Raw genomic sequence first — 18407 nt, forward strand, 5'->3', positions numbered from 1 at the left:
GCTCGGAATCAATAAAAAAGCCTTGGCGATACCAAGGCTTTATCAAAACATCAGGCAGGCTTTACTGGGCTATGAAGATCCCGAGACCGGGTATGAGGAAGAAGGCCAGTAGCAGATACAGGAATGCATAAGCTCGGTTTCTTACTGCAAGCTCGGACAGTTTTTCTGCTGCGTATAGAGGGATCTCACGCAGCCATTTGACGCCATAGATAAGAGCTACAGCAAAGAGGTTGAAGAACAAGTGTACCAAGGCTATCGTCATTGCGTGCGTGGCTTCGGCGCCGACAATAGCGGTTGCTGAAAGCAGAGCTGTGATAGTGGTTCCAATGTTAGCTCCCAGGGTTACGGGGTACATCTGACGTACGGTGAACACTCCACTGCCCACCAGAGGAACCATCAGGCTGGTGGTGGTAGAAGAGGATTGAACCATAACCGTCATAACGGTTCCGGAAGCTATGCCTGATATCGGGCCACGGCCAATGGACTTGTGCAGAACATCTTTGGCGCGACCTACCATTACCTTTTTCAATAGCTTACCCAGCCTTACAACCGAGCTGAAAATCAGGAAGATACCAATCGCGATCATAGACAGGCCGCCCAGAGTCGTATCAGGTAGCAGTCCTGCAAATCCTTTAACGATATTGACCGCAGGGGCTGTCAGAGGCTTGACGAAGTTCAGGCTGCCCATGTCAACCGCTGAACCACCGACCAGCATTGTGGCAACGTGCTGGGAAAGCCCGCTCAGGAAGCCCGTCATCAGCTCCAGAGGCAGCAGAATCAGTACGGCCAGATAGTTAAAGAAGTCGTGGACTGTCGAAGCAGCAAAAGCTCGCTTGAAGGACTTGTCACAACCCATATGACCGAGGCTGACCAGAGTATTGGTGATGGTCGTACCAATGTTGGCACCCATAATCATTGGGATAGCCATTTCAACCGGCAGGCCACCGGCTACCAGGCCAACGATAACAGACGTCACTGTACTGGATGATTGCACCAGTGCGGTGGCAAGAGTACCCGCTATGAGAGCCAGAACAGTATTGTTGGCAAAACTGAACAGCTCAGCAGCAGCTTCTGCTCCGCCCACAGCCATTTTAAAGCCGGAGCCAACGACGCTGACGGCAACCAGCAGGGCATAAATCCAGAGGATTACTCTCATCCAGATACGGCCATAGTGCTTACTGGTTAATTTGTAGTCAGCCTTGGCGCTGGCTTTACTTGTTGCTTCAGACATTTTCTGCACCTTGGTGCTGTGTGAATAAAGATGTTGGCGAAAATATAGGTCTTTTGTTTCAGTAATGTTACAGATATGACATTTTTCTGAAATATTCCCTAAAGACCTCCAGTTCTTGAGAAAAATTCTGGTCAAACAGATTTTTTCAAGAACTGGATTTATCACATAAGAGGTTTGTCGAACATCTGCACTTTGACTGTTTCTCCTGCTTCAACATTGCCCTGAGAGGCAGGCAAAACAATGTAACAGTTTGCCATGCTCATGGATCGGAGAATACCTGATCCCTGACTACCTGTTGTAACGACTTCTGCTTCTCCTCTCTCGTTGGTTGAGAGAATGCCCCGCTGAAATTCAAGGCGACCGGGTTGTTTCTTGAGGGGAGTGCAACAAGTTGCTGGTAGTTCAATGGCAGGAGGTCGCTTTGCTCCCATCATATGATGTAAAGCGGGGGCTGCCAGTTGTTGAAAGGTGACCGTAGCGGAAACCGGGTTTCCGGGCAGTCCAAAGAATACGCTGTTGGGTAGTTTGCCAAAGGCAAATGGCTTGCCGGGTTTGATCGCCAATTTCCAGAAAGAAGTATGGCCTATTTCATTGAGAATATCTTTGACAAAGTCAGCGTCACCTACAGAAACTCCACCCGAAGTTATGACTGCATCGGCCCGCTGGTCAGCTTCAAGAAATGCTTCCCGGATGGCGGAGCGATCATCTCTGATTTTGCCAAGATCAATAACCTCTGTACCCAGTCGTTTCAGCATGGCAGAGACCGCAAATCTATTGCTGTCGTATATGTCGCCGTGTCCGAGAGTTTCGCCGGGAAGCTTCAGTTCATCACCCGTAGAAAATAGCGCTACTTTAATTTTGCGCACAACGGGCACTTTGGCGACCCCTAGAGAAGCCAGCAGACCGATATCCTGAGCTTTGATGACATGACCTTTTCTGAATACCTGACAGCCTTCAGCAATATCTTCACCTGCCCGGCGAACATTATTACCCGGTTTCGACGGCTTTTTGGTAAAGGTAATGCCTTGATCTGAAGGCTCAGTCTGTTCCTGCATAATGACTGTATCGGTGCCTTCTGGAATAGACGCTCCCGTCATGATTCTGATGCAGTGACCTGAGGGCATGGTGCCCTGATAAGGGTGTCCTGCTAAAGACTGTCCTGCAAGTGGCAGAATTGAATGATGTTTCAGGTCACTGAATTGAAACGCATACCCGTCCATGGCTGAATTATCATGGGACGGGACATTGACCGGTGAAATGATATCGTCCGAAAGAACACGATCCAGACAATCTTCCAGCGCAACCGATTCTGATTCTGTGACAACAGGCGTTTCCGTGACCAGTTTTTCCAGCCCTTCATGTAAGGGCATTAGTCCGGGGGCGGCGCAGCAGTCTGTCATTGAGACGTCTCCTTGAAACTGTTTTTGACCCAAAAGCTATAAATGAATTCAGCAATCTGATCCGGATTGTTCAGGTTCAGCTGGGGAAGTCCTGGATTGTCGTTTAAAGGTTTATCCCAGGCTATTGCAATGATGTTGGGGTCTGAAGGGTAAAGCAAAGAGCGACCCAGATCCTGGCGATGCAGTTCAATTTTCGGAAAAGCCACATCCCTGAAGCCTTCAATAATGATCAGATCAAGACGGTTGCAGTCAAGTAACTGCAGTTCGTTCATCAACTGTGGGTCTGAGCGATCTGCTCTTTCGGTATAACAAATGGATCTTTCAGGTGTACTGAGAACCAGCTGACTGCTGCCAGCCAGCCTGAGACGATGGCTGTCTTTTCCTGGCGTATCGGGATCAACGCTGTGATGAGAAGCTTTAACAACCCCTATATTAAGTTCTTTTGCGCTAAGCAGAGGAATCAGTTTTTCCAGCAGGGTGGTTTTACCCGTGCCGCTGAAGGCTGCCAGCCCAATAACAGGTAAAGGGAAGGATTGCAGTGAGAGGGGAGGCATTTACATTCCCGATCATTCATTGAGTGCGCTGAAGTTTATTGAAGTATCTGTCGCTACTCAATCACTCTTTGCCATCAAGTAGAGTGATACTTCACATAAGAGTAACAGTAGGGGTAACTCGGTTGTATTTACTACGAAGTACTCTGTGGTTGACGGTATTTATGCCACTAAAAATCGTCTTTTTGGACATGGCTATTTAATGAGCTTGGCGTTACGATGTGAGCCAATTCAATTTTGAATTGAGCGCCGAGCTTCGCAGCCTAAACCTGAGTCAGGTAATAACCCTGAAGGTATGGTTGCCAGGCCGTAACCTGATGCGTGTTGTGCGCAGGTTGCCAGGGTTCATACAGAAATGTCTGGGCCTCCCGTATTTGGAAAGGTGTGAGATGCGACCATTACATGATCCCCAGGGACGAACGTTTCCCTATCTCAGGCTGTCTCTGACAGACCTGTGTAACTTTAGTTGTAACTATTGTTTGCCTGATGGCTGTGAAGAACACCATCACAAGCAGTCACTGGATGTTGCTGAAATTAGGCGGCTTGTGACTGCTTTCTCTGCGGTGGGCGTTGAGAAAATCCGCTTAACAGGTGGTGAGCCAACGTTACGCTCTGATTTTAACGACATTGTCAGTACGATCAAATCCATTCCAGGTATCAAGAAAGTGGCCATGACCACAAATGGTTACAAGATGGATCAGAGGGTGGAGTCCTGGTTGGCTTCCGGCCTTGATCAGCTGAATGTCAGTATTGATAGTCTTGACCCCAGAGCCTTTGAAGCCATTACTGGCCATGATCGACTTCAGGAAATACTGGCCGGTATTGAGAAAGCTTTTGCCTACGGTCTGCCTTCCATCAAGGTGAATGCGGTCTTGATGAAAGACGTCAATGATATCCAGTTGGGCGCGTTTCTCGACTGGATAAAGCATCAGCCAGTGACGATGCGCTTTATTGAACTGATGCAGACAGGCAACAATGGTAGTTTTTTCAATCAGTACCATGTGCCAGGTCAGCAAATCAGGGATCAGCTCTTGGAAAAAGGCTGGGTCAGGATGGCTCGAAAGAGAGATGCCGGTCCGGCTTATGAGTACTGTCACCCTGACTATCAGGGGCGTGTTGGTCTGATTACTCCTTATTCAAGAGACTTCTGCAAGGAATGTAACCGCCTGAGGGTAAGCAGTCAGGGGCATCTTCAGCTTTGTCTGTTTTCCGAGTCGGGTCATGACCTTCGTCGATTGCTGCAAGATGACAGTCAGCAGGATGAGCTGATTCAGGAAATTCGATCTGTGCTGCGTTTGAAAGTGGATGGTCATTTTCTGGATCAGGGCTACACCGGTGGGACTCAGAACCTGGCTCAGATTGGTGGTTAATTGCGTTTTAAATAAAAAGCATGGCTTGCCGCAGTGCTTTTTGTTTGAGGCTTGTTTAATTTTCGGATTTTATCTGAGGTGACAAACGGTCCCCCGGACAAAAATAGACACTGACGTATACATTCTGGTTAAGGTGGGTATAATGCCGCCCGAAGATTGGTCGGGGCGTTCTATGAGCGTTGGGTCAATCTTGATTCTGGCTGTCTGCGGTAACCTTCCTGATGACTCATACGATTTTTGATACTCCCCTTGTCAATACCCTCTTTCGCATTATCTCTACCCTGGGCTTGAAGCTGGCAGGCTGGAAGTTGTCAGGAAAAAAGCCCGATGCCAGAAAATATGTTGTTATTGCTGCTCCTCACACCAGTAACTGGGATTTTGTTCTGGTGATGGCTATCGCTTTCAAATTTGGTATCAAGATTTCCTGGATGGGTAAGAACAGCCTCTTTAAAGGCCCGATGGGACCTGTTATGCGATGGATGGGAGGGATTCCGGTAGAGCGCAGCCGAAATACAGGGTTGGTGCAGCAAGTCATTGACCGGTTTAATGTATCTGATGACCTTGTTGTCACTATTCCACCTGAAGGAACCCGCAGCAAGGTGGGTCAATGGAAAAGTGGCTTTTATCATGTCGCATCTGGGGCCGGTGTGCCTATCGCCCTGGGGTTTCTGGACTTCAAAACCAGGCAGGGGGGCTTTGGTCCGCTGTTTTACCCTACGGGTAACTACGAGAATGACCTGAAAGAAATTCAGCACTTCTATCAGGGGATGACCGGAAAAAGGCCGCATAAATTCTGAGAGTGCAGTCTGGCTGATTAATAAACAACATAACTGGCTGATTTCAAGCTGGATAATCACTTCTGATACGAAGCAGTAGCCATAAACCCTTGCCGCCCATCGGCCAAAAACAGTCTGTACGATTGAAATACAGCTATCTATGTTGAACGAATAGCGATAGAATGATCGGCCTTTTATGGGAGAGCCATTGAATTTGGTCTCCCGAGATGTCCTGGTACTCCGTTTACCTCGATCGGTTTGAATATTGAATTCTCATCGGATACCGATCCTGCCAGTTCTTTCGAGATCTTCAACGAAGTCATGGACACCAAACTGCCATGAGTGGAAAGGCCGCTACCTGTTATTGAACCCGGCGGTCAGAACATGGTCAAAACTCACTGCACGTAACGAAAAGGATCGTGTGGTGGATCAGTGTGCATGGGAGCTTGCTATAGCCTGCTCAGGTCGCCAGGTCCGGAAAGAACGGTCACCGATTTCACTAAATTATTTAAGTTAATCAATAGCTTGTCTGATTTTCTGAAACCTGTCCTGTTCTACTGAACATTACTACCGACTTTCTGCTTGCGACTGACCCCCGGATGATTGCTCACGGCTTAAGACCGGAATCTGCGATCCGGCTGCCAGTCAGAGTGTCTACAGGGATAGCACTGATCAAATCAATGCCTAATTTTTCGGAGCACTTGATGTCTGAGAACGACACAACCCCTACTGAACCCATGGTTACTTTCTCTGACCTGCCGCTTTCTCCTGCAGTGATCAAGGCGGTACAGGATGTTGGCTATGAAACGCCTTCTCCTATTCAGGCTCAGAGTATCCCCAAAATTCTTGAAGGCAGGGATCTGCTGGGACTGGCTCAGACCGGTACCGGTAAGACCGCTGCATTCGCCCTTCCTATGCTTTCCAGATTGGACATGAGTGTCAATGACCCTCAGGTTCTGGTTCTGACACCTACCCGTGAACTGGCTATTCAGGTTGCAGAAGCTTTTCAGCGTTATGCCCGTCACATGCCAGGTTTCCACGTACTGCCTGTTTATGGTGGTCAGGACATGCGTGGTCAGTTACGAGGCCTTAAGCGTGGAGCTCACGTTATTGTGGGTACACCGGGTCGTGTTATGGATCACCTGCGCAGAGAAAGTCTGAAACTGAACTCTCTGAAAGCGGTTGTGCTGGATGAAGCCGATGAGATGCTGCGCATGGGCTTTGTTGATGATATTGAGTGGATTATGGAGCAGACGCCTGATGAGCGTCAGGTGGCTCTGTTCTCTGCCACTATGCCCAGACAGATTCGCAAGATAGCTGACACGCACTTGAAGAATCCGGCTACGGTTGAAATCAAGGCCAAAACAGCAACAGTTGATACCATCACCCAGAAAGTCTGTATGGTCAGTGGTTTTCACAAGCTAGACGCTTTGACACGTATCCTGGAAGTTGAACCTTTTGATGCCATGATTATTTTCGTGCGCACCAAAACAGCGACCGTAGAGCTGGCTGAAAAGCTCGAAGCCAGAGGCTTTGCTGCTGCCGCACTGAATGGTGACATGAGTCAGGGTCTGCGTGAAAAAGTTGTTGAACGACTGAAAAAAGGCTCTCTGGATATTCTGATTGCTACTGATGTCGCAGCACGTGGTCTGGATGTAGAGCGTATGTCGCACGTTGTGAACTACGACATTCCTTACGACACTGAAGCTTATGTTCACCGTATTGGTCGTACTGGCCGTGCAGGTCGTCAGGGTGTAGCTATTCTGTTTGCTACACACCGTGAGCGTCGTATGTTGCGTTCGATTGAGCAGGCTACTCGCCAGCGCATCGAAACCATGAGTTTGCCATCCATGCGTGATGTTCGTGACATGCGTATCCGAGCCTTTAAGGAAGAAGTGGTGAAATCCATGGAAATGGGCGAAGAACTGGATGCGTTCCGTGAAATCATTGCTGAGCTGGAAACTGAACATGCTTTGAGTCATGAAGATATGTCTGCTGTCCTGTGCTTCATGGCCCAGAAAGATCGTCCATTCCCGGACGGTAAAGAGCCTGAGCGTTCACAGCGTGAGCGACGTGATCGTGATCGCGACCGTGGTGAAAGAGGAGGAGAGCGTGGAGAACGTGGAGCGCGCCCTCGTCGTGATCGCAAAGAAGATAATGAAGGCATGGTTCGTTACCGTGTGGGTGTAGGTCGTGATCAGGGTATAACGCCTGGAGACCTGGTAGGCGCTATTGCCAACGAGAGTAATATCTCTGGCAAGAATATTGGCCACATTCGTCTGTTCGATACGTGCTCGTCCATCTATCTGCCGGAAGGTGTTGATACTTCCACTCTGGACTCACTGAAGAACGTCAAGGTTCGAAACAAGGCTCTGGACTTGAAAGTCTGGGTGGATGATGGACGTCGTGATAGTCGTGATAACACCCGCCCTCGTCGTGGCCGTGGCCGTGATGGAGAAGGGTTTAGAAAAGATCGTGATAATCGCGGTGGAGAAAAAAGACAGGGTTCTCGCAGGCCTCGTCAAGAAGCATAAGCTTCGTCCCATCTTTTGATGTTGAAAAAGCAGAAGTCTGAGACTTTTGCTTTTTTTTTATCTTGAAAAAAGTTGAAATCTCTCAAAAAAAATTATGCAAGCTAGCCCAAAAAGGGTATTAACAGACCATGAGAGCATGGTTAGACTGTTTTATAAGAATAAAAATGAGGCTTAGCTTATGTTGTATGTGTCATTTTCCGGTTCGAAAGGGCGGGGAGTTTTCACCAGTAAAAAAATCGAGAGCAATACCGTTATTGAGCGTTGTCCTGTTCTGGAATTGCCTCCTCAGGATTTAAAACACATTGATCAGACCGAAGTATATAACTACTACTTTTCCTGGGGAGAAAAGATGGATGCAGCGGCTATTGCATTAGGTCTGGGTTCTATTTACAACCACTCCTATAGCCCTAATGCTCTTTATCGATTTGATATGGAAGATAGGGTGATTGAGTTTATTTCCATCAAAAAGATTCGTCCTAATGAAGAAGTCACTATTAATTACAATGGATCACCCAATGATCAATCACCCCTTTGGGATGGCATTCAATGGGAACCCTGAAAATACAATTTAAACTAATGCTTGTTCAATATTTTAGATAAACACTTGTTGATTTTATTATTTATTTAATGGTTTGTTTTTTTCAGTTCCTGAATCCGTGACTTCATCAGCAATAAAAAAGCCTTAAAGCCATCCACCGAAAGGGGTGTAGGCTAAAATACGACCTACTCGTTTTTTCACTGAATAGGTGAATTTTTGTGGAACTCCATTTTGAGCAGTCTGATACGGAATTCTATACACCATTTGCTGGCCTTGCCTTTATTGGTCACGCCCTCAATAAAAAAACATCCCTCAAAAAATCACTCCGTAAGATTAAGAAGCGACATGGAATCGCCAATATTGATTTAGTGCGTGCTTATGTTGGCTTGCTGGCCCTCGGCAAAAATGACTTTGACGCCATTGACACCCTTCGCCATGACGATTGGTTCCAGCAATGCATGGGAATAAAACAGATGCCATCTGCCAGTCGATTGCGCCAGCGCTTTAATGAAGATGCTACCCAGCTTATTCCGCTGATTGAGGAAAGTCTTGCTGAGTTGCTTATAGAACTTGATGCTCCGCTTACACCACTTCCAAAAGAACTTGATCGCCAACAGCATATACCATTAGATATGGATGTCACGCCTCAAGACAATAGCAACTCCAAGAAAGAAGGAGTGAGTTGGACATATAAACACTTTTTCGGCTACTCCCCCATTATGGCTTACCTTGGGCAAGAAGGCTGGTGCATGGGGTGTGAGTTGCGACCAGGTTCGCAACACTCGCAAAATGATTTCATCCCATTCCTGGGTGCCGTTTTACAGAGAGTACGTCGTATAACGCAACAGCCGATATTGCTTCGGCTCGATAGTGCTCACGATGCTGAAGATACCCGCATGGCCGTTGCTCAACATGCTAACGTTGACCACATAATTAAATTGAATCCTCGCCAACAGTACACCTCCAAGGCCTGGCTACCTAAGTTTGAAGCAGCGAAGGTAGAGTGGCATGAGCTACGAGCAGGTAAGCACTATGCGACTTTGACTATTAACCATGAAGCTCACTATGGTCATCAGCGACTGATTATCAAAATGGTCAGACGAACGTCAGATGCCGTTGGTCAGATGTTTCTAACTCCAGACTACGAGCTGGAAGGTTGGTGGACAACATTGAATGAAGAAGAATACAGCGATAACGACGTTATTCTGCTGTATGAGAATCACGCCACCAGTGAGCAATTTCACAGTGAATTAAAAACCGATATGGATCTGGAAAGGCTTCCTTCTGGAAAGTTCGATACTAATGATTTAGTAATGTGTCTGGGCGCATTAACTTATAATATGCTGCGTTACATGGGGCAATCTTGTTTGCTGGGGCCGCAGTCACCTGTTCGTCATCAGGCAGCAAGGAGAAGAATAAAAACCGTCATGCAGGAGTTGATTTATCAGGCTGCCCGCTTTTTGGAGGCAGGCCGTCGCAAAATACTACGATTTGGCCGATATAGCCCGGCACTCCAGGTGTTTATGGGGCTTTATCCAGAAAAAATGCTTTGTTAGCCATCAATATTATTCTGTCTTTCTGAAATGAATGCCAGGTCTTGGTAGGTGATGCATCGCCTGAATTTCAAAATAATGACAAAAACAGCTGGGGTCTTTGCTGGATTGTTCTGTTATTTCCTGATCAAAGTAGTAATAAAGTGATTTGCGGTAAGGTTGGAGCTTAAATTACACGATTTTCTCGAGATTAATTAAGAACTCACTGATTCAGGTCAGTTGTATTACTAATCTCCTCTGAATGCGTTGTGGGAAATAGTAATGAGCTGAATACTCAATTATCTTTGATTTTATTGTTATCTTTGGAAGCTTTTTCTATGGGTATTCATTCTGAAGAAAAAAATAAATAAAGAAGAGTATGATACATTGATGGCTGCACTCCATGTACTCTGCCTATTTTATTCCTGTTGCAGTGGCTGCAACACCTGTTACTCAAGCCGCGAAAACTCTCCTTGTCTATAAAGTTTGTCAAAATTTAGCTGAACCATTGAACGAAGGCTTTACTCGCACGGTGAAGGAGTAAGAAGACAATTTCTTCCAGAGATGTTAGGAGGAACCATCGGCACCAGCAGGTCTGCAAGATGCCACAAGAGAATTGCATGAAGTTGATTTGGCTGATTGGGATATGGATGAAGAGTGGGACAACCGAATAAAGCATACTTTGATTAAGCCTTAGCTAACTCTCTACCGACTTCGTTAATATTACTAATCATTTGGCTGCTACACTTACTGATGTTTTATCAGGAGATATGTAGCAGGTGACTATAAGTCGATGTTCTTTTACTTATTATTATTTTGTCGTTTATAGGTAAGATTGAACGAGGCTAAGTCCGACAGGCTCTAAGGTGACCTGCATTATTTTTTTGTGTCTGAATTTTTAGAGTCAGACCTTGGTAATAAGGGGGTCTGGCGGTTTTTAATGAGTGGTTTAAAGGTTTATGCTCTGACCATTCTGCAGGGGCAGAAACCTGGAACAGTCTCACGTGAGGTATAAGGTAAGATCATGAGGACCATGGGCCGATTTGTTCTGGTACTGGCTGCAGGAAGCCTTCTTGCTGCCTGTAGTTCATCAGATAAGAAGTTGGTGGTGTCACCCACCGAAGTGGAAGGTAAAACCTGGGTACTGAGTTCCCTGGATGGCAAACCACCGGTAGATGGAAAAAGAATCACCCTTGAATTCCAGTCTGCCTCTGATAAAGAAGGTAAAGTCAGTGGCAAGGGCCCCTGCAATGGTTATTTTGGAAGTTACACCATGCAGCAGGATGAGTTGCAATTTGGCAGGGTTGGCTCAACCATGATGGCCTGTCCGGAGCCCGTCATGAAACAGGAAATGGCCTTTTTCTCTGCGTTTCAGCAAGTAGATACCATGGTATCTAAAGGAGATATGCTGGTTCTGAAGAGCCGTCATAGCAAGGAAGAGCTGAAGTTTGTAGCTGAGACAGCAGAAGTCAAAGGTGTAGTAAAATCGGCTAGCGGCTATTTCCCCGCTGATTCCGATGTTCGAATCCAGCTCACGGATATTAGCAAGCAAGATGCCCGATCCAACTTGATCGGAGAGAAGAAAGTTAAGCTGAAGTATGAGCTTGATGCACCGTTGAACTTCCAGATTCCTTATTCACCCTCACTCATACAACCGAACCATACTTATTCGGTTTCTGTAGAAGTCAGGCATAAAGGCAAGCTGGTTTCCCGCAGCACCTCCAGCAATATTGTTGATCTTTCCAGACCTCTGGATATGAAAGCAGGTCAGTGATTACTGGTTGAGCACCTGGTTCAGAGTTTGTGACAGTCGATAGCCTGAAGTTACAATCCTTTCTCGTGAAATAATTTGTCCTCTCAGCAGGTATTTCTTGCTGAGAGGTACCTCTGGTTCTATCTGATTAAAGACTACGGCTCTTTGTACATTAATACGTTTACGAGCCCGGTTTTCGGGGTGGGTGTCTTTCTGGTCACTGACTGTATGCCAGTAACGAGTCACTGCCAGACCTTCTTTTTTAATCGAATCCATCCAGGTGGAAGCAATTACAAAGCTGTGAGTCTTGGGTTCGGCTTCCTTTAAAATATCCAATAATTCCTGAGCCCTCTGCCGGGCTGTTGGTGTCATGTTCTGCCAGGCAATCCAGCTGCTGATCATATGCCCCGAGTCAAATCAGGAGTACGCAGGGCTGAAAAACAGGGCTGCCATCAAGAATAATAGGCCTCTACCCATGGTGCCTCCTCTCAAGAGTTCTAAGATCAAGTATTATCGACAGAGCACAGTAAGGCTAGAAACGCTCTCACACGATACAGTGACTGTGTTAGATTTAGGGCCTTCGTAACACTCGCAAAAAAATAGAAAGGAGTTTTCGCTATGCAGTTTCGTCCCTGTATTGACCTGCATGAAGGCAAGGTGAAACAGATAGTGGGAAGCTCTCTGCGCGATGGTGACAATTCTGCTCAGGTAAACTTTGAAAGTGACCGATCAGCTGCGGATTTTGCCGAGCTTTATCGTAAAGAGCAGCTAACGGGTGGTCATGTTATAAAATTAGGTCCCGGCAATGATGCCGCAGCGGCTTCTGCCTTGTCAGGCTGGCCCGGGGGGCTTCAGATCGGTGGCGGTATCACGGCAGAAAATGCCACTCATTACCTGGATATGGGTGCTTCCCATGTCATTGTCACATCCTATGTATTCAAGGATGGTCAGGTGAACTTTGAAAATCTGGAGAAACTGCTGGCTGCAGTGGGCCGGGACCGGTTGGTATTGGATCTGTCTTGCAAGAAAAAGGACGGTGACTATTTTATCGTCACCGATCGCTGGCAGAAATTTACGGACACTCGAATTAATGCAGAAACACTGAAAAAGTTAGCAAGCTATTGTGATGAGTTTCTTGTTCATGCTGCCTCGGTAGAAGGTTTGATGGCAGGGCCTGATTTAGAACTGGTTTCTCTTTTGGCTGAATACTCGCCGGTTCCTGTAACGTATGCTGGGGGCATTGCTACCCTGGAAGACATTGAGGCCGTTAGAAAAGCCGGTGACAATCAGGTGCACATTACCATAGGCAGTGCTCTGGATATTTTTGGTGGTTCTCTGGCGTTTAGAGAGGTAGTGGCGTGCTGTAAAGCTGATTAAGCCTGTCAGGGGCCGTCCGGGGTTCCATGATACTGTCACAGGAGCCCCAGAGAGTAAGGCTTAGCGGGCAGTATCGTACCGGGTTCTGTACGGATAGATTTTGGACTGGCTGTTGGTTGAAAATTTTACTTCCTGAGAGTGAGCGATCTTAAACCAAATCCGCCCATACTGATTGGTTTGTCCTGCTGTAATCAGTTTTCCTTTGCTGTTGAAGACTTCAGCGAGAGTGTTACCTTCAGTAATTAAAGTGCGCCTGTCGATTCTGCTCGGTAACGATTGACCACTGCTGCAGACTATCCAGTTTTGTAAGAAGAATTTTAATCGAGCCCTTTAGAGGGGGGCAGTGTTTAAATCGAGTATCAGAAACTTATTCGCACTGTTTCCGGACAACCCGCTTTGAATAGCTGTCTGTATCAATATCAAGAATTTCAACGGTCAGTATGTTTACGTCAGGGATGATCTGTTCAGCTGCACTGAGTACTTTCTGGCTTAATCCTTTCTTCTGGGCAGGCGTTCGGCCTTTCATAATTCTGACCGTGACGTGGACAAAAGATTGGTCAGGCGCGGCTGTTTGAAAGTACTCACAGGGGAAAGCTCGTGACTTGATGTCTTCGGCTCTGAATAAACCTGATTCCAAAGCACCCTGATGAATGCCTGAGACGAGCTCTTTGATTGAGTACTTTTGTTCGATATCAGCAGAGTACTCGATAATGCAATGAGGCATAAACGGCCATCTTGGATAAGTTGATAAAGGAAGCAGAAGCCTAGCAAAAGCAGTTTAAAGGCAAAAGGGTAAGAGAGGAGGGTCACTTCAGAAATTCTTGTCTACTCTTTGATATCTGAGAAGTGTACGATGAATTAATACATGAATAGTCAAACACTGGGAAGTTCCCTGCTGGTTGCAGGTACATCAATAGGGGCAGGCATGCTGGCTTTGCCTCTGGTCTCTGCCGCAACAGGAATCTGGTCGGGTTTATTCCTGATGATGTTGATGGCAGGGCTGGCCTGTTATGGGGGATTACTGATAGCAGAGGCCTGCCGAGCTGTTCCTGAAGCCGACAACCTTCATGGTGTCGTAGGGAGGCTATTAGGTAAATCCGGACAGGGTATAGCGATTCTGGCTATGCTGTTTCTCTACTTTTCACTCAGTTCAGCTTATATTTCAGCAGGGGCAGGGCAGTTGGCCTCTGCCTCTGAGCAATTTGGATCAGCGCTTGGTTTTTCTCAGTCTGCCATTGTGGTGGCAGTGTTCATTGCTATTTTAGTGGTGGTTGGCACAGTAGTGGTGGACTATGCCAATCGGATGATGTTCTTTCTGATGATCGCTTTATTGATGTTCATCATGATGTTGTTACTTCCGGAAGTTGAAGTAGACAATCTGACACTTCAGCCTGGTGAGCCCAGCATGCTCTTTGCAGCCCTTCCTGTTCTTTACACCTCATTTGGTTATCACTGTGCGGTACCGACCGTTGTTCGATATGTGAAAGGCAATCCAAGGGATTTTCGTCGGGCGTTGGTTTTGGGCAGTGCATTGCCTTTTCTGGTTTATGCTCTTTGGCAGATAGCGACCAATGGGACTTTGTCATCGTTACTGATTACGAACCTTCAATCCAGTCCTGATGCAGTGGGACAGCTTATTCTCAGGATTGGAGAGGTCAGTAGTTATTCAGGCTTCAATCATCTCATCAGTGTGTTCACTGCCTGTGCATTGGGTACTTCGTTTTTAGGGGTGGCGATCGGCTTGTTCGACTATCTGGCAGAGGTTAGTCATAGGTCAGATACCATCATGGGTCGTATTCAGACTGTTTTTTTGACTCTGGGGCTCCCACTGGCTGTTGCGGTTTTATTCCCGGGCAGTTTTGTAACCACTCTGGGTTATGCCGCTGTAGCCCTGGTTATTCTGGCCGTATTCATTCCTGTCATGCTGGTGTGGGAAGCACGCAAGAAGCACCTGGAAGAGCCTTATCAGGTTGCCGGAGGTAACCTGCTGCTGGTGATAATGTGCCTGATCGGAGTGGCTGTGATTCTTGCCCAGGTTGGCATAGTTGCTGGCTGGCTGCCTGCACTGGACTCCTGATCAGTGATAAAGGTCAGGGTTATCGGGGTCTGCTATGCCTGAGTCCTGATGTGAGAGTGGGGGAGGTGTATCTTTAGAGTCTTGCACGGGAGAATATGGGTATCGATTGGCTTCCACCTTAGCCGCCACAGCAGCAATCTCTTCTTCAGTTCTTGGTTTTTGAATGCTTTGCTTACCGCCGTTTGCCTGGAATTCGAAGTATTTTTTTGCGAAATACTCCAGCAAGGTTCCAACACTGCCACTGGCCAAAAGGAGTTCCGAGCTGACCTTTTCGGTTTCAAGTCCTCTGGCTCTGCCTTTGGCATCAACCAGTCGCACATCCGATCTGGCAGCTTCCAGACAGGGAGAAAATTCTGCCTGATATTTCTGGCTGATCTCACTCGTGTGTGAATTTAATTTTTTTAATGAGGGTTCCAAAAGCGTTAACCGTTGTGCCAGTACATCATCATAGTTTTTCTGGAGTTCTTTATTTCTGGCACTTTCTTGCCGCTGTCTTTTGATCAAAGCTTTTTCACGGCTATTGGGTTTGTATTTTCCTTTGCCCTGACTGACTCTATTGAGAATCATTAATGTATCTGAGTTCAGAGTTTCCAGTGCTTCGTTGGAAGCATTGAGATCCTCTTTTGAATAGGGGTATAGAGATGTACATGCTGAGATCATATCCAGGGTTTCTTTTGCTGCTTTCTCTGCTTTTAGCCACTCTTCCTTGCAATCGATAACGGCTAACTGTTTGTGCAGACTCTCGCGTTCTTCAAGGAGTCTGGCTGAGTCCCCTTTAACGGATGGCTTGCCAACCATGACAGACATGGCATGGAGTGCATTATCGGGTCTGTCGGATGAGTTATAGTCAGCCAGCAATGTAGTGAATCGCTGCAGCATACGTACTATTTTTTGGCCTTTCTCATAAAGCTTTTTAGTTTCTTCAGGCCATCCAGTACCGACTTCTGTAGCGCGATAAAAACCCTGAATGTCTCTTTCGCCAAGTGATTTATAACTACTCACACTTGCCTGTTTGGCTTCGGGCGACTCCTCAGTCTTTTTATCGGGACTAAAGGCATGAATTTGTTTATTGAAAGATCGGCCAGTACTCTCGGGTGATTTTTTTTTAAGTGAGCCAAAGCCGCTGTCCTGGCTGGTCACACTATCTTCTCTTGGTATATCCATTTTTTTAGTCTCTTACTTCCCACAACCCCAATATAGAAGGCTCGAATGTATGGGGTTTCTTCAAAGAGAGGATGGGTCCAGACCAAATTGAGTCAGGTAACTTTCTGATAAATCAGGAGAAAAATTGAATGAAAGCACTCTTTGGCAGGATTCAAAGAGGGACTGCCCTACAAGGTTGGGGTCAATAGCATCCAGAGCTTTTATGATGAAGTCTCGTGATCGTTGGTTATTCAGACTAATCGGTGTCAAAACATCGACAAAGCTGGCCACAAGGCCATACAGATCTTTTTCTATGTCATTTTCTTCGGCCCAAAGATTGGGGTCAGCATACTGTTGAGAGTAAGATTCTGCGGCAATATCGAGTCCCACGCCAAAATTAACCAATACAGCCCGTACCGGATTACAAATGATGTTTCGGGGACAAACAGCGCCATGAAAAATATTCATTCTGTGAAGGTATTGGAGTCCGGTCAGCAATTGGGCAAACCACATTTGGGGTTGCTGTTCTTCGTAGTGAATAAGTTCATTCAGTGAGCAGCCTTTTAACCAATACCGGGCGATAAATAAGTCCTGGCTGGCCGGGAGTTGGCCAAAAGCGATAACCCGTTCGATGTGAGGGTGAAAGAGGTGAGAAAGGCTACGATACAAACAGCTGAGCTCTGGCCAGTGTTCGTCTATACATTGGTAGATAGAGATGCCACAGTTGTATTGCCCCTGTAAATGCTTAGCTCGCCAGAGTTGACTGGTCTCGCTGGTCTGAATACATTCTTCCAGCTGGAAATGATGATCAATGATGGCCCCTTTCTTGAGAGAGATTGCTTTCTGCTCGCCATCACATATACCCATTTCAATCAGTGCAGACAGATCACAGCAGAGCCAGTCCAGATCCAGATTCCGTCCCAAAGCGGCTTGCTCATACCATTGATAGATACGGGGCTGGTGGGTTTGTTTTGCCAGAGAACAGAACAGAGTCGCATAGTTTTTAATGTCTTCATCGAGTGTTGAACCATTGATGATGTCAATATATTCAATATCGCCATCATCGGTGATAAAAACACAATTCTCGGACCAGTTACCTACCGTATAACCTCGGCGATGAATCTGTTGCAGAGCCAGTGCTGAATGCTTCAGGGCTTCCAATAATTGGTACGTGGTGTGTTCTTGGGGTTTGAAGGCGCTCAATGGAACACCTCGGGGCATTTTTATGGGAAGAACCAATTGCTCACCATCCTGTATGAGGGGAGCACTGTAGGGTACACCATTACAGCCTGATAGTTTCTGAAGCCTCATAAACTCGTCTCTGAGTTTCTGCTCCTGAGTGTACTGCATCTCCTCATTTTCAAAGCCCGTTGAAACCAGAATCTTTAAAAGCCAGGGAGCAGACCAGTCACCGGGTTGATAATCAGCTTGCCAGATCTCCAGACCGTGCTGAATGAACAGACACTTCACTTTATGGAAGTCTTGAATGCGGTTGTTACGACGTTCAACCACTGAGACTTGACCCAGTGTTTCAAGCACGTGTTCTTTTTGCTTTTCTGTGACAGGAAATTTTTTCGGAGCCGTGAGACCCCATTGGTGAGTGAGAGCTGAAACAATCTGTTGAGGGGTGTATATACTGAGTGATCCGTCGTCTTTTTCAAGGGATATGCCTTCGCCTTTTCTGCCAGTGACAAAGACCATCCCCTGACACCAGGGGGCATAGACGCCTACTGGAATCTTGTGTTTGATTTTACCGGCCAGCACTCTGGCAACGTAATTGGCTTTGGCCAGGCAGTTATCGACATCTCGTCCATCCAGGGACCAGGCATGCTGACCGGCATTAAGCCGGCCTATGTAGCCTTTTATATCAACTACATAGATACCCCACTCTCCAATAATCAAGGCGTCTACCTCCATGGCCTGGCCAGTATGTACAGGTATTTCAATATTGGTCAGGAGGAGATAATTTTGTGGTAACTCATTCGATAATAATTTGAAGGCCCAGCGTTCAGCATCATTTACAGCGTTACCAAAACTGATTTGTTTGGCCATGGTTAACTTCCGTACGGTCAATTCTTGCAGGGGAGTGTTTCTTGAGTAGGAAGTGAGGGTGAATTCCAATCAA

General features: G+C 46.7%; 15 protein-coding genes and 1 riboswitch. Of the genes, 8 read left to right on the top strand and 7 right to left on the bottom strand.

Features of this window, described 5'->3' with window-relative positions; genetic code table 11:
- Positions 1-61 precede the first annotated feature (61 nt).
- The 3 genes from GZ78_RS18620 to mobB all read right to left on the bottom strand — a co-directional run bounded on the left by GZ78_RS18620 (position 62) and on the right by mobB (position 3185).
- A complete protein-coding gene (locus tag GZ78_RS18620; protein WP_034839657.1) occupies positions 62-1231 on the bottom strand; it encodes a Na/Pi symporter in 1170 nt (389 codons plus the stop codon).
- Between the two features lie 161 nt (positions 1232-1392).
- Positions 1393-2631, bottom strand: a complete 1239-nt coding sequence (moeA, locus tag GZ78_RS18625) for a molybdopterin molybdotransferase MoeA (RefSeq protein WP_034839327.1) — start codon at positions 2629-2631, stop codon at positions 1393-1395.
- Positions 2628-3185: a molybdopterin-guanine dinucleotide biosynthesis protein B gene (gene mobB / locus GZ78_RS18630; protein WP_034839331.1), complete on the bottom strand. Its 558-nt coding sequence runs from the start codon at positions 3183-3185 to the stop codon at positions 2628-2630. The genes moeA and mobB overlap by 4 nt, the downstream gene beginning before the upstream one ends.
- Before the next feature lie 232 nt (positions 3186-3417).
- A riboswitch (molybdenum cofactor riboswitch) is annotated at positions 3418-3583 on the top strand.
- Between mobB and moaA the strand changes: the two genes are divergently transcribed.
- The 6 genes from moaA to GZ78_RS18660 all read left to right on the top strand — a co-directional run bounded on the left by moaA (position 3572) and on the right by GZ78_RS18660 (position 11706).
- Complete coding sequence (gene moaA / locus GZ78_RS18635; protein ID WP_034839334.1) at positions 3572-4552, top strand: GTP 3',8-cyclase MoaA; 981 nt, start codon at positions 3572-3574, stop codon at positions 4550-4552. It overlaps the preceding riboswitch by 12 nt.
- Positions 4553-4773: 221 nt before the next feature.
- A complete protein-coding gene (locus GZ78_RS18640) occupies positions 4774-5349 on the top strand; it encodes a lysophospholipid acyltransferase family protein (RefSeq protein WP_034839345.1) in 576 nt (191 codons plus the stop codon).
- 683 nt (positions 5350-6032) lie between these two features.
- Positions 6033-7862, top strand: coding sequence for a DEAD/DEAH box helicase (locus GZ78_RS18645; protein WP_051786342.1), 1830 nt, complete (start codon positions 6033-6035; stop codon positions 7860-7862).
- A 178-nt stretch (positions 7863-8040) separates the two neighbouring features.
- Entirely contained in the window at positions 8041-8421 is a 381-nt protein-coding gene (locus tag GZ78_RS18650; protein WP_034839347.1) for an SET domain-containing protein, read from the top strand.
- Between the two features lie 197 nt (positions 8422-8618).
- Entirely contained in the window at positions 8619-9956 is a 1338-nt protein-coding gene (locus GZ78_RS18655) for an IS1380 family transposase (protein WP_034831824.1), read from the top strand.
- A 1000-nt stretch (positions 9957-10956) separates the two neighbouring features.
- The gene (locus GZ78_RS18660; RefSeq protein ID WP_034839350.1) at positions 10957-11706 is read left to right on the top strand and encodes an META domain-containing protein; all 750 of its coding nucleotides are present in this window, start codon (positions 10957-10959) and stop codon (positions 11704-11706) included.
- On the opposite strand, the gene GZ78_RS18665 is transcribed toward GZ78_RS18660, so the two are convergent.
- Positions 11707-12087 (bottom strand): phospholipase C/P1 nuclease family protein, encoded by a 381-nt coding sequence (locus GZ78_RS18665; RefSeq protein ID WP_034839353.1) that lies wholly within the window; start codon positions 12085-12087, stop codon positions 11707-11709.
- A 216-nt stretch (positions 12088-12303) separates the two neighbouring features.
- On the opposite strand from GZ78_RS18665, the gene hisA reads away from it, so the two are divergent.
- Positions 12304-13062, top strand: a complete 759-nt coding sequence (gene hisA, locus GZ78_RS18670; RefSeq protein ID WP_034839355.1) for a phosphoribosylformimino-5-aminoimidazole carboxamide ribotide isomerase — start codon at positions 12304-12306, stop codon at positions 13060-13062.
- A 367-nt stretch (positions 13063-13429) separates the two neighbouring features.
- On the opposite strand, the gene GZ78_RS18675 is transcribed toward hisA, so the two are convergent.
- Positions 13430-13786: a 5-carboxymethyl-2-hydroxymuconate Delta-isomerase gene (locus GZ78_RS18675; protein WP_034839358.1), complete on the bottom strand. Its 357-nt coding sequence runs from the start codon at positions 13784-13786 to the stop codon at positions 13430-13432.
- Between the two features lie 141 nt (positions 13787-13927).
- Here GZ78_RS18675 and GZ78_RS18680 point away from each other — a divergent pair, with 141 nt between their 5' ends.
- Positions 13928-15139 carry an aromatic amino acid transport family protein gene (locus tag GZ78_RS18680; RefSeq protein ID WP_034839361.1) on the top strand — a complete coding sequence of 404 codons (1212 nt, stop codon included), beginning with the start codon at positions 13928-13930 and terminating at the stop codon, positions 15137-15139.
- Here the strand turns inward: GZ78_RS18680 and GZ78_RS18685 are convergent, their stop codons facing one another.
- Positions 15140-16303 (bottom strand): hypothetical protein, encoded by a 1164-nt coding sequence (locus GZ78_RS18685; RefSeq protein ID WP_034839363.1) that lies wholly within the window; start codon positions 16301-16303, stop codon positions 15140-15142.
- Between the two features lie 60 nt (positions 16304-16363).
- Positions 16364-18334, bottom strand: a complete 1971-nt coding sequence (locus GZ78_RS18690; RefSeq protein ID WP_034839366.1) for an NERD domain-containing protein — start codon at positions 18332-18334, stop codon at positions 16364-16366.
- Positions 18335-18407 lie beyond the last annotated feature (73 nt).

The sequence above is a fragment of the Endozoicomonas numazuensis genome (genome assembly GCF_000722635.1).
GTDB classification, from domain to species: Bacteria; Pseudomonadota; Gammaproteobacteria; order Pseudomonadales; family Endozoicomonadaceae; genus Endozoicomonas_A; species Endozoicomonas_A numazuensis.